Genomic DNA, 12853 nt, shown 5'->3' on the forward strand with positions numbered 1-12853 from the left:
ATACGGAACTACCAATCGCTTTGCCATCTAACCGAGAGGCATGCCGTCGTGAAGGCCACCTACACCGTCAATTGCTCGATTCTGCTGACGGATCTCCCGCTGCTCGACCGGCCCCGCGCCGCCCGTGAAGCCGGCTTCGAGGCCGTCGAGTTCTGGTGGCCGTTCGCGACCCCGACGCCGTCCGACGCCGAGGTCACGGCGTTCATCCGGGCCATCCAGGACGCCGGCGTGCGGTTGACCGGTCTCAACTTCGCGGCCGGGGACATGCCGGCAGGTGACCGCGGGATCCTGTCGAATCCCGCACTGATAACGGCATTCCGCGACAACGTCGCCGTTGCCGTCGACATCGCCGACACCCTTGGCACCCGGGCCTTCAACGCCCTGTACGGCAACCGCGACACGGACTTCACGCCCGCCGCCCAGGATCACGTGGCCGCGGACAACCTCGCCTACGCCGCGGCCGCGGCCGACCGCATCGGCGCGACGGTACTGGTGGAACCGGTCAGCGGTGCGCCCGACTATCCGCTCAAGACCGCCGCGGACGCCATTCGTGTCATCGACCGGGTGTACGCCCAGGACGCCACCACGAACCTGCGACTACTCGCCGACCTATATCACCTCCAGACCAATGGCGACGACACCTCCGCCGTCATTCGCGACTACGGCAGCAGGATCGGGCATGTACAGATCGCCGATGCACCCGGCCGCGGCGAACCGGGCACCGGTGAGTTGGCACTGGCAGATCAGTTCCAAGAACTCTCCGACAGCGGATACACCGGCTACATCGGTCTCGAGTACAAGGCCACGCGTCCGGACACCTTCGACTGGCTCCCACGCGACGAGCGCAGCGCCAACGCAGTGAACATCGAAACCCTTCGGCAGCAACAAGAAACGAGGATCTCATGAGCACCATCGGATTCATCGGACTGGGCATCATGGGCGGCCCGATGGCCCGCCACCTGGTGACGGCCGGTTACACCGTCATCGGATACGACCGTTCTGAGGAACGGATCCATGCGTTGGTCGAGGCGGGCGGGGCAGCGGCCGACTCGATCGAGCAGACCGTGAAGAACGCCGACGTCGTCGCGGTCATGGTCCCCGACTCCCCCGACGTCCAAGCCGTGCTGCTCCCGGAAGCCGGGGTCTTCGCCAATGCCCAACCCGGCACCCTGATAATCGACTTCTCCTCGATCCGGCCCGACATCACCGCAGAACTGGCGCGGGCCGCGACCGAACGCGGTCTGCGCATCATCGATGCGCCCGTGTCCGGCGGCGAACCCGGCGCCGTCAACGCCACCCTGTCCATCATGGTGGGCGGCACCGACGCGGACTTCGCCGCGGCCAAGCCGATTCTGGACGTCGTCGGCAAGACCATCGCCCACGTCGGCCCCAGTGGGTCCGGCCAGACCGTCAAGGCCGCGAACCAGCTGATCGTGGCAGGCAACATCGAGCTGCTTGCCGAGGCCATCACCTTCCTCCGCGCCTACGGCGTGGACATCGACGCCGCCGTCGAGGTGCTCGGCGGTGGACTGGCCGGGTCGGCGGTGCTGAACCAGAAGGCGCCGAAGATGCTGTCCCGCAACTTCGATCCTGGATTCCGGATCGCCCTGCACCACAAGGACATGGGCATCGTCACCTCGGCGGCGCGCGAGGCCGGCGTCGTCATCCCGCTCGGTGCCGTCGTCGCCCAGCTGATGGCCTCGGCGATCGCCAATGGCGAGGGCGGCTTGGATCACTCCGGCCTGCTCCTCGGCGTCGAGCGGCTGTCCGGCACGAGCAGCGAGGCGGCGAAGTGACCCGCATGCGCACGGTCGACGCGGCCGTCAAGATTCTCGAGATCGAAGGCGCCACACAGGCCTTCGGCTTGCCGGGGGCGGCGATCAACCCGTTCTACTCGGCCATGCGCGCCCACGGCGGGATCAAGCACGTCCTGGCCAGACACGTCGAAGGCGCAAGCCACATGGCCGAGGGTTACACGCGTGCGGCGGCCGGAAACATCGGCATCTGCATCGGCACGTCCGGACCCGCAGGTACCGACATGATCACCGGGTTGTACTCCGCCTCGGCGGATTCCATCCCCATCCTCGCGATCACCGGCCAGGCGCCGGTGAGCAGGCTGCACAAGGAGGACTTTCAAGCCGTCGACATCAGCGCCATCGCCGCGCCGGTGACGAAGATGGCGATGACCGTCATGGAACCAGGTCAGGTGCCCGGCGCGTTCGCCAAGGCATTCCACCTGATGCGCTCCGGTCGCCCTGGTCCGGTCCTCATCGATCTGCCCATCGACGTCCAGCTCGCCGAGATCGAATTCGACCCCGAGGCCTATCACCCGCTGCCGGTGTACAAACCGGCAGCGACGCGCAGCCAGGCGGAGCTCGCCCTCGACATGATGATGACGGCGGAACGACCGCTCATCGTCGCGGGCGGAGGCATCATCAACGCCGATGCCAGCGAGCTGCTGGTCGAACTCGCCGAGACGCTCGACATCCCCGTGGTCCCCACCCTGATGGGGTGGGGCACGATTCCCGACGATCACCGGCTGGCGGCCGGCATGGCCGGCCTGCAGACCGCCCACCGCTACGGCAACGCCACCATGCTCGCCTCGGACTTCGTGCTGGGAATCGGCAATCGGTGGGCCAACCGACACACCGGTGGGCTCGACACCTACCGAAAGGGAAAGCGTTTCGTTCACGTCGACATCGAGCCCACCCAGATCGGCCGTGTCTTCGCGCCCGACCTCGGCATAGTTTCGGACGCCAAGGCCGCGCTCGAGCACTTGGTGGCGGCAGCCAGAGAGCGGCAGGCCGCAGGCACGCTCAGGGAGTGGAGCACCTGGGTCGAGGAGTGCCAGGAGCGCAAGCGGACGATGCACCGCAAGACCCACTTCGACGACGTCCCGATCAAGCCACAGCGGGTCTACGAGGAGATGAACCGCGTCTTCGGCCGCGACGCGCGCTACGTCACGTCGATCGGCCTCTCCCAGATCGCCGGAGGTCAGTTCCTGCAGGTGTTCAAACCACGGAACTGGATCAACTGCGGTCAGGCCGGTCCGCTCGGCTGGACCATTCCCGCTGCGCTGGGCGTGGTCACCGCCGATCCGTCCGCCACCGTGGTGGGACTGTCCGGCGACTACGACTTCCAGTTCCTCATCGAAGAACTCGCGGTCGGCGCACAGTTCAACCTGCCCTACGTGCACGTGCTGGTGAACAACTCCTATCTCGGGTTGATCCGTCAGGCGCAGCGCGGCTTCGACATGGACTACTGCGTGTCACTGGCGTTCGACAACATCAATTCCCAGGAGACCGACACCGACGTGCCCAAGGGCTACGGCGTCGACCACCTGCGGGTTGCAGAAGGTCTGGGCTGCAAGGCCATTCAGGTCGTCGAGCCTGGCGACATCGGTCCGGCGCTGGAGCGAGCGCAGCGCCTCGCCCACGAGCACAAGGTGCCGGTCGTCGTCGAGGTCTTCCTGGAGAAGGTCACCAACATCGCGATGGGCACCGAGCTCGACAACGTGGTCGAATTCAACGACCTGGCCGAATCACTAAGGGATGCACCAACGGCCGCCGCTCTACTACTGGACTAGCGAGTGGTGATTCGGAAGGGAGGCGGCTAACGAGTCGCCTCCCTTTCGAATTCCGTGGCCAGGTCTCGCGCCACCTGCTTGAGCAGTGGGGTCACCTTCGTCTCCGACTTCAGCGTCAGGCGCGACTCCGGTCCGGAAACCGAGATCGCCGTCAGCGTCGGCGCGTCCGGTACCGGTACTGCGAAGCAGCGGACGCCGATCTCCTGCTCGCCCTCGTCGATGGCGTAGCCGCGGATGCGACTCAGTTCGATGTCTCGCATCAGCGATTGTGCGGTCGGGTGGGTGTTCGCGCTGGAGGCAGGCATCCCGGTCCGATCGAGCAGCATGAGTATCGTCTCGTCGGGCAATTGCATCAGCAGCGCCTTACCAACTCCGGTGGAGTGCAGGTACACGCGCCGCCCAACCTCGGTGAACATCCGCATGGAGTGCGGTGATGGCACCTGGGCCACGTAAACGGCCATGTCGCTGTCCATGATCGCCATGTTCGCGCTCTCGCCCGTGCGCTCCACCAGTCCGGCCAAATGCGGGCGCGACCACGTCCCGATCAGTCGCGCCGCACTCTCACCAATTCGAATCAACTTGGGGCCAAGGGCATAGTGCCGGTTGGGGAGTTGTCGGACGTAGCCCAGGTTGAGCAGGGTCCGCACCAGGCGGTGGATCGTCGGTTGGGGGAGCTCCGCACGAGCCGCCAAGTCTCCGAACGCGATCGACGGGCCCGCGCTGGCCATGATCTCGAGAAGTTGGAAGGCGCGTTCGACCGATTGAACGCCACCCTTGCCCGGCGAGTCCGCGTCCGCCATGGCACGCCCTCCCATCCCCCGGCTCGGGCCCATCGGTCATTCCGCTTAGTGACAGGCTGGTTTCGTATCGCGAAGTATATTCACCCCGAAAGCCAATGACGCGACCGAGGGGACCACCCGCCCGGTGATCCCCTCGGCCGCTCGGCGACGCAGTCGGCTTCGGTCAGTCAGAAGCCGAGACCGCCACCGTCGTGGAGGCCGTCGTCGTGCTCGGCGCGACGGCGGCTGCTTCGCTACGACCGGGCTGCCGCAGGAACAGCGCGAGACCGGCGGAGGCCAGCGCACTCGTAGCCGCCAGCCAATAGGCGCCGCCGTAGCCCCAGGCTTCGATCACACTGGCACCGACACCAATGCCCACCACCGAGCCGAGAAGCTTGGAACTGTAGATGAGCCCGTAGTTGCTTGCGTTGTAGTTCTCGCCGAAGTAGTCCGGGGTGAGCGAGGCGAACATCGGGTAGAAGGCACCGCCACCGAATCCCACCAGGAACGCGAAGCACAGGAACGCGATCTCGTTGTGCGCCTTGCCTGCATAGAGCAGACCGACCAGCGCCACCGCCGACACCAGCAGCACGATGAGCAGGGTCTGCTTGCGACCCAGCCGGTCGGATATCCAGCCCGTCAAGGTACGACCGGTGCCGTTGACGATCGACAGCACGCCAGCGGACGACGCCGCGATCAATGGGCCGAAACCGAGTTCCTTGGCGAAGGGGACCATGTAGCTGATGCCGAACAACGAGACGCCGGCGCTGATCCCGAGCGAGAGCCACATCAGCGGCAGCATGCCGGTCTTGATCGCCTCCCTCGGGGTGTACTGCCGGACAGCAGGGGGATTCTTCCGCAAGCTCTGTGAACCGCTCTTGCTGCTCGCCCACTCCAGCGGGTCCACGTCGGCCGGCCACCAGTTCTTCGGCGGGTCCCTGAAGAACATTCCGCAGGTGGCGACCACGATGAGCATGTACACCCCGACGAGGTCGAGAACCCATACGTAGGTGCTCGGATGCAGGGCGTAGCTGAAGATGAAGATGAAGGGCACGGCGCCGTAGGCGAATCCGCCGTTGACGAAGCCGGTCTTGCCGCCTCGCCGTTCCGGGTACCACTTACCGACGATGTTGATGCAGGTCGCATACACCAGGCCGGCACCCACACCGCCACAGAGGGCGAAGCCGAGGTAGGCAAGGACGATGCTGTCCTGGGTGAGGCTCATGAAGCCGACCGCCGAGAGCACTGCGCCGGCCAGCATGGCGACCTTTGCCGAGACGACTCCCTTCTCGCGTAATCTTCCTGCCGGATAGGCGATCAGGGCCTGGAAGAAGGCCCAGATGGACAGCAGCCAGAAGGTCTCGGACATGGTCCAGCCGTGGGCTTCCCGGACCGAAGCTTGGGCGGCGCCGTAGCCGTATTCATAGACGCTGACCGCCATCATGGCGGCCCACGGCAGCCAGACCATCCACACCCGGGACCGGCCGAGCAGTTCGTGGTCGGTTTCTCCGACGCGGTAGACGCGATTGTTCGCGTCAGTGATCTCGCGATGACTTGCGAGTGTTGGGGACATCGTTCATTCTCTTTCTGGCGATGGTTTACAGGCTGGCGCCTCGATGGCCTCTCGCGCCAGGTTTTCGCGACAGACAGTCGAGTAATTTGATGCACTGCCGGGGAGTAGCGCCCCGCGCAGACGAACGAGCGCTCGCACGCCAAAGACACAAACCCACGGCTTACCTCATGACGTTCTCGCCCTTTCGTCGTCGGGCCATGCCCCGCTGCGGTGAGTGAGCCGGCCGCCGATGCCCGGCTCCTGCTCTTCAGATGGCTCCGGCACGCCTGAACTGCTCCAGTTGTTCCGGCGAATAGCCAAGCTCGGCACAGATCGTGTCGGTGTGCTCGCCGAGCATCGGTGAGCGGACGATCTCCACCGGGGAGTCCGACAACCGCAGCGGAGAGCCGACGGTCTTGAACGCACCCCGTTCGGGATGATCGACAGTGACGATCGAGCCGAGTTCGGCCAGCGTTTCGTCCTCGATCAGCTCCTTGGTGCTGAGCACCGGGCCGCAGGGCACGTTCAACGCGTTCAGCACGTCCAATGCTTCCCACTTCGTGTGCTTCTCGGTCCAGTCTTCGATCAGCGCAAAGACTTTGTCCAGCTTGGGAAGCCGGTCTTCAGGCCGGGCCCAGTCAGGATGGTCGGCGAGTTCAGGCCGCCCGATCAGGTTCGCCAGCGACGCCCACACCTGGGGTTGGACGATCACGTAGATGTAGTCGTTGGGGCCACCACCAGCTGTCCGGACGGCCCACCCGGGCTGGCCGCCACCGGAGGCGTTGCCCGATCGAGGGACCTCGTCGGTGAAGCGCTCGTTGGGGTACTCGTCGAGCGGACCATGCGTCAGCCGTTGTTGGTCACGCAGCTTCACCCGGCACAGGTTGAGCACGGCGTCCTGCATGGATACCTCGACGCGTTGGCCGCGGCCGGTGTTGGTGCGCTGGTAGAGCGCGGCCAGGATCCCGGTGACCAGGTGGATGCCGGTACCCGAGTCGCCGATCTGGGCGCCGGTCGCGGTCGGCGGACCGTGCTCGAACCCGGTGGTGGCCATTGACCCGCCCATCGCCTGCGCGATGACCTCGTAGGCCTTGAAGTTGAAGAACTTGCCTGGACCGAATCCCTTGATGGAGGCGTAGATCAACCGCGGGTTGATCTCGTGCAGCCGCTCCCAGGTGAAACCGAAACGGTCCACCACCCCAGGTCCGAAGTTCTCGGCCAGGATGTCCACCTGCGACACCAGGTCGGTGAAGATCTGTCTACCCGCGTCGCTCTTCATGTTGACGGTGATGCTGCGCTTGTTGCAGTTGAGCATCGTGAAGTAGAGGCTGTCGGCGCCGGGGACGTCGCGCAGCTGGCTGCGGGTGACGTCACCACCCTTCGGCGCCTCCAGCTTGATGACGTCGGCGCCGAGCCAAGCCAACAGCTGAGTAGCCGAAGGACCCGACTGGACATGTGTCATATCGAGGACCCGAACCCCCGACAACGCCTTGCCCACGCTTGCATTCGGGTTGCCTTTCGCGGCGGCTGGGATCTCAACCATGTGACTTCTCCTCTACTCGCCTCGGCTCGTGCCTGGGGACCAAGGTGCCCGATGCAGACGTACGCGCAATCAACAGAAATTGCATACCGTATGCGTTCAACAAGGAGTGTGTCCCACCTAACAACTCTTTGTCCAGCTTTTGGGCAGCTTCGATGGGCGGCGCCTGCCCCGGTCCCCACCGACTCACGCTCCCGACACTGCGGCCACGCCGACCCGCATCAGCCGCTTTGATTCCCACCAACTGCGAATATGCTTATCCAACAACATGTTTGGCCGCTGGCGAGCCTCCAGATCGCCGCCGCAACGCCAGTGCCAGGAAGGGGCCCGCGAGGATCTCCAGTAGATTCCCAGGCAATCTCGTGCTTGCGTCCAGGATTGTATGTAGTATACGTTCGGCTGTGATCGTGGTCACTAACCATCCCCACAAGTGATTGGCGCAACACATGGATCTGTATGCAATATCCAACGAGAAGTGGGCACGGGCGGCAACCAGTCCGCCCAACCGGCGGCCGCGGAAGCAGGGGGAACAGCCAGCATGAATGCGACAGCTCAACCGACGTTCCGTGAGGTCACAGACGACAACGGCAGGGTGTACCGGATCGGCGAGACAGACAGGGACATCCTCGGTCGGTCCCGCGTCTGGATGGTCTGGTTGCCCTGGATCTCGATGATGGCGATCAGCTCGTCGGAGTACGCGTTCACCTCTGCGGAGGACACCCTGTCCGACGCGCACGGCTGGCATGGTGCCCACATCTTCTGGCTGTTGGGCGTATGGGTCTTCTTCCAAGCGGCAGTGGCATTCCCGGCCGGCCGACTTCGGGAAAGCGGCAGGTTGTCGGCACGTTCGGCGATGATGCTCGGCGCGGTGGGATCGTTGCTGGGCTACGTGTCACTGGCGTACGCGCCCAATGTGTTCTGGGCGTATCTGGGCTTCGGCTTCTTCGGGGGCACCGCTGCCGGCTTCGTCTACGCCACCTGCGTGAACATGGTGGGCAAGTGGTATCCGGAACGCAAGGGCGGCAAAACCGGTTTCGTCAACGGCGGGTTCGCCTACGGATCGGTGCCATTCATCTTCATCTTCACCTCCTATCTGGACGTCGGCAACTACCAGGGAATCCTGTTCGCGGTCGGCATCTTTCTGGCCGCGTTGGTAGCCGTGAGCGGCTTCTTCTTCAAGGACCCGCCGAAGAACTGGTGGCCCGCGCACGTCGATCCGCTCGGCGCCAGCACCGACCCAAGGATCGCCAGGGCGTTACGGAAGAATCCCCCGGCGAAGAAGCAGTACACGCCGGTAGAGGCGATCAAGACCGGCATCCTGCCCATGATGTGGTTCGTCCTGCTCTGCACCGCAGGCATCAACATCTTCGGCATCGCCATGCAGGTGCCGTTCGGCAAGGAGATGGGTTTCGCCGGCGGCATCGTGGCCTTGGCGATGAGCCTCAAGGCCACCATCAACGGCACCGGGCGCGGCGTGATCGGGTGGATCTCCGACCGCTTCGGGCGCCGGGAAACGCTCGTCATCGTCTGCCTGGTGCTCGGCGTGGCCCAGTTCGCGGTGTACCTCTCGGGCTCGATCGGCAATATGCCGCTGTTCCTGTTGGCTTCGATGGTCTCCGGCTTCGGCGGAGGCGCCATCTTCCCGCTCTTCGCGGCGATGACCGCCGACTACTTCGGGGAGAACAACAACGCGACCAACTATGGCTTGGTGTACAGCTCGAAGGTCATCTCCGGCCTGGTTGGCGCCGGACTGGGGTCGGTCGTGGTGAGCACCTGGGGGTACGGCGCGGCATTTATGATCGCCGGTTCGGTCGGCATCGTCTGCGCCTTCATCACGCTGCTGCTTCGCCAGCCCAAACTGCCTGAGTCGCAGCAGCGGAGGTCGGTCACCGACGAGAACCAGGGACGTCAGAACGAGGAGGCCGCATCGCTGGCGCTCGACTAGGCCCGGTGGGCTCGCGAACAATGAATCAACGCCCCGGGTGCGGGAGCGGTCCCTTCCTGGACCGCTCCCGCATCCGGGTTGCCCGTTTTTCGACCGATCGCAACACCGCGGCCGCATCGGTTCATTGCATACGAAAACCTGTACCCTGAGAATGCGCAAACGAAGGCTAAGGAGCGGCTGTCCATGTCACATCCCTACCCGTCCGGCAGACGCAAGCAGGCCGCACGACCCAGCGTGCTGGCCGACGCAGCACCCCGGGTGCTGCGTCCCGCTCCCCTGCGTCAGGCCGTCTACGACGCGATCGTCGAACTGATCGTGCATGGCACCCTGCAACGGGGCAGGCACGTCGTCGAGGCCGAGCTGGCGGATTATCTCGGCGTCAGTCGCCAACCGGTGCGAGAAGCCTTGCAGCGCTTACAAACCGACGGTTGGATCGAGCTCCGTCCCGGGCAGGGCGCCTTCGTGCACATCCCGTCCGAAGAGGAAGTGGACCAGCTTCTCGGGGTACGGTCGATCCTGGAAACACATTCGGCCGGCCTTGCCGCCGAACACGCCACCCCGGAGGACGTGAACCGGCTCTGGGAGCTGCAGCAGGACGGGTTGAATGCCCTGGCCGACAACGATTCCGAGGGCCTGGTGTCGGCCAACGCCGCTCTGCACGCGGCGATCACCGCCCTCGCGGGCAACCAGGTACTCGCCGAACACATCGGTCTCGTCGAACGTAAGTGGCGCTGGTACTACCTACCCATCGCACAACCCCGCGGGCAGGACGCCTGGAGTGAGCACGCGGAGTTGATCACCGCGATCGCCGCCAAGGACGTCAAGCGGGCGACCGACATCATGAATCGGCACACTGAGCGGACGCGCCAGGTTTACCACGAAGAGCGGCTGGCCAAGACCGAGCGAGAATGACGTCCGCTCACCCAGCTGAACGCTCTTCGGTGTGACGGGCCGGGATCCCGTCGAGCCCTTCCGGTCCGGTACGGATCCGTTCGGGTGCCGAATAGACGTTCATCGAGGTGCCGCGTAGGAAGCCGATCAACGTCAGACCCATCTCCTTGGCAAGATCCACGGCCAGTGACGAGGGAGCCGACACTGCCGCCAGGGCCGGTATCCCCGCCATCACCGCCTTCTGCACCAGCTCGAAGGAGGCCCGGCCGCTGACCATCAGCGTCATTCCGGTCAGCGGCAGGCGTCCGTCAGCGAGTGCCCACCCGACCACCTTGTCGACCGCGTTGTGGCGGCCGACGTCCTCCCGCACGCACTGCAGCTCACCGCGGGCGTCGAACAGGGCGGCCGCGTGCAAACCCCCGGTCCGGTCGAAGACCCGCTGGGCGGCCCTGAGCTTGTCCGGCAGGGTGACGATGGTGGCGGCGCTCAGCCGCACTGAATCACGGTCGACGGACCAGCGGCTCACGGTGCGCACGGCGTCGAGGCTGGCCTTTCCGCATACTCCGCACGACGACGTCGTGTAGAAATTGCGCTCCAGCGAGGCGTCGGGGGCAGCGATCCCGGCCGCGAGGTGCACGTCGAGCACGTTGTAGGTGTTGGCGCCGTCGGCGGTCGCTCCTGCGCAGTAGCGGATCGCCGTAACGTCCGACGCGGCAGAGACCACGCCCTCACTGACGAGAAAGCCCTGGGCCAGGTCGAAATCGTCACCCGGAGTGCGCATCGTCACCGTCAGCGGACGGCCCGCCACCCTAATCTCCAGGGGCTCCTCTGCGGCAAGGGTGTCCGGGCGTGCCGATCCCACCCCGTCGGTCATCCGCAGAATTCGGTATGTGCTCGTCACGCGTCCCATGTCGGTAACTCCCTAGTTGTCTGTCGTACTCGATCGACTGGCGTGCCCCAGCAATCGGGGCGAGCTATGGACACGTGACCCACATCACGTTACGATCATTGCATACTGTATGCAGTTTGGAGAACGTACATGGTTCGCATCGATTCCCCAGTCGACGTCGTCGAAGTCCGCGATCTTCGCGGGCGCTCGTACCGAGTCGGCGAGCGGCCGCACGACCTCATCGGCTGCTCGCGGACGTGGATGCTGTTGTTCTGCTGGATCGCCATGGCCGGCATCGGGGTGCTGCAGTACGGCTACGGGGTCGCTTTGACGGCACTGCACGTCACCAGCGGAAAGAGCCTGACCGGCGCCCTGTGGATCCTCGCGTTGTGGGTAGTGTTCCAGGCCGGCGCTGCCGCTCCCACTGCCGTGCTTAGCCACCGCTTCGCCCTGACCCCAGCGCGCGCCGTTCCGGTCGGCGCACTGCTGTGTGCCGCCGGACCCTTGACCCTGGCCCACACCGACAACCTGGTGCTCGCGGTGCTCGGCTACTCCGTGTTGTCCGGCACCGGCGCAGGCATCGTCTACGCCACCTGCACTGCCACCGTCGCGAAGTGGTACCCGGAGAAGCGTGCCGCCCGGGTCGGCCTCGTCACCGGAGCGATCGGTTGCGGTGCCGTCCCCTTCATCGTGGCCTTCGCCGCCGCCCTCACCCCGGCCAACCGCACGGGACTCTTCACTGCGGTGGGGGTCATCATCCTCGTCGTCGTGGCCCAGTTCGGCGCACTCTTGCGGGACCCGCCAGCGGGCTGGTGGCCGTCGGACGTCGACCCCAAGCAGTGGGCCATCGACAAGAAACTCAACCGCGGCCTGCGCAACAACGTGACCGCATTACGGCAGTACTCCCCCGGCGAGGCGGTCCGTACACCCGCCTTCGTGGTGATGTACCTGATCCTGGTCATCGCCGCAGCGGCCTCGCTACTAGCCGCTGTCTACATTCCGATCGTCGCGCTGTCCCATGACTTTTCGCTTGGTATCGCCGCTCTGGCAGTCGGTCTGCTCGCCGTGGTCAACGGGACCGGCCGCAGCCTGGCAGGCCGGCTCTCGGACCGGTACGGCCGACGCCAGACGCTCAGCGCCGCGCTCCTCGTCGAGGGCTGCGCCCAGCTAGGACTCGTCTACTCCGCATCGATCGGCCAGCCTTCGGCATTCGTGGTCTTCGCCGCGCTGAGCGGATTGGCAGGCGGCGCGTTCTACCCGCTGGTCGCGAGCTTGGTCGCCGACTACTTCGGTGAGCCAAGCGCCGTACGCAACTTCGGAATGGTGTACAGCGCCAAACTGTTCGGCGGACTGATCGGCATCGGCCTGCCCGCGCTGTTGGTGGCCTCGCACCGGCTGATGGTGCCATTCCTCGTCGCCGGCCTCCTCAGCCTGTGCGCTGCGGCGATGACGCGGATGTTGCACCGCCCTGGCCTCCCGACCGTCGGCTTGCCGCGATGATGCGGGTCGAGCTCGCCAACCGTCAGCCCAGACACCCCAAGGGAGTTCCCATGCCCACGAAGGCCGCCGTCGACGAGTTGCACCACGTTCTCGCCGACCTGCAGCACTGCGTCGCCTCGCTGGAGTCGACCTACGGCGACACCCCGGCGATGCGCCGAATCATCAACGACG

The 12853-nt window shown here is 65.3% G+C and carries 11 protein-coding genes; 7 read left to right on the top strand and 4 right to left on the bottom strand.

The genetic code is table 11. The annotated features are described in order from the left end of the window. The first annotated feature begins 48 nt into the window (after nt 1–48). From QOD90_RS00420 to gcl, 3 genes are read left to right on the top strand one after another with little or no spacing between them, the layout of a single operon-like run. Nucleotides 49–906 carry a hydroxypyruvate isomerase family protein gene (locus tag QOD90_RS00420; protein ID WP_526345547.1) on the top strand — a complete coding sequence of 286 codons (858 nt, stop codon included), beginning with the start codon at nt 49–51 and terminating at the stop codon, nt 904–906. Further along, a complete protein-coding gene (locus QOD90_RS00425; RefSeq protein ID WP_526345549.1) occupies nt 903–1796 on the top strand; it encodes a 2-hydroxy-3-oxopropionate reductase in 894 nt (297 codons plus the stop codon). The genes QOD90_RS00420 and QOD90_RS00425 overlap by 4 nt, the downstream gene beginning before the upstream one ends. Beyond that, nucleotides 1793–3586, top strand: coding sequence for a glyoxylate carboligase (gene gcl / locus QOD90_RS00430; protein WP_526345551.1), 1794 nt, complete (start codon nt 1793–1795; stop codon nt 3584–3586). Before QOD90_RS00425 ends, gcl begins: the two co-directional genes overlap by 4 nt. A 26-nt stretch (nt 3587–3612) precedes the next feature. On the opposite strand, the gene QOD90_RS00435 is transcribed toward gcl, so the two are convergent. From QOD90_RS00435 to frc, 3 genes are all read right to left on the bottom strand, one after another. Continuing rightward, nucleotides 3613–4386, bottom strand: coding sequence for an IclR family transcriptional regulator (locus QOD90_RS00435; protein ID WP_526345553.1), 774 nt, complete (start codon nt 4384–4386; stop codon nt 3613–3615). A gap of 163 nt (nt 4387–4549) precedes the next feature. Beyond that, nucleotides 4550–5938, bottom strand: a complete 1389-nt coding sequence (locus tag QOD90_RS00440) for an OFA family MFS transporter (RefSeq protein ID WP_526345555.1) — start codon at nt 5936–5938, stop codon at nt 4550–4552. A gap of 247 nt (nt 5939–6185) precedes the next feature. Further along, complete coding sequence (frc, locus tag QOD90_RS00445; RefSeq protein WP_526345557.1) at nt 6186–7460, bottom strand: formyl-CoA transferase; 1275 nt, start codon at nt 7458–7460, stop codon at nt 6186–6188. A gap of 535 nt (nt 7461–7995) precedes the next feature. On the opposite strand from frc, the gene QOD90_RS00450 reads away from it, so the two are divergent. Continuing rightward, nucleotides 7996–9402, top strand: a complete 1407-nt coding sequence (locus QOD90_RS00450; RefSeq protein ID WP_526345559.1) for an OFA family MFS transporter — start codon at nt 7996–7998, stop codon at nt 9400–9402. A 183-nt stretch (nt 9403–9585) separates the two neighbouring features. Next, nucleotides 9586–10314, top strand: a complete 729-nt coding sequence (locus QOD90_RS00455; RefSeq protein ID WP_526345561.1) for a GntR family transcriptional regulator — start codon at nt 9586–9588, stop codon at nt 10312–10314. 7 nt (nt 10315–10321) lie between these two features. On the opposite strand, the gene fdhD is transcribed toward QOD90_RS00455, so the two are convergent. Further along, nucleotides 10322–11203, bottom strand: coding sequence for a formate dehydrogenase accessory sulfurtransferase FdhD (gene fdhD / locus QOD90_RS00460; RefSeq protein WP_526345563.1), 882 nt, complete (start codon nt 11201–11203; stop codon nt 10322–10324). A gap of 129 nt (nt 11204–11332) precedes the next feature. Between fdhD and QOD90_RS00465 the strand changes: the two genes are divergently transcribed. Beyond that, a complete protein-coding gene (locus QOD90_RS00465) occupies nt 11333–12682 on the top strand; it encodes an OFA family MFS transporter (protein ID WP_526345565.1) in 1350 nt (449 codons plus the stop codon). Between the two features lie 50 nt (nt 12683–12732). After that, nucleotides 12733–12853: Rv0250c family protein (locus QOD90_RS00470; protein ID WP_526345569.1), on the top strand; the 121-nt coding region annotated here is incomplete at its 3' end.

It is taken from the genome of Mycobacterium sp. (assembly GCF_032161845.1).
In the GTDB taxonomy this organism is placed as follows: Bacteria; Actinomycetota; Actinomycetes; order Mycobacteriales; family Mycobacteriaceae; genus Mycobacterium.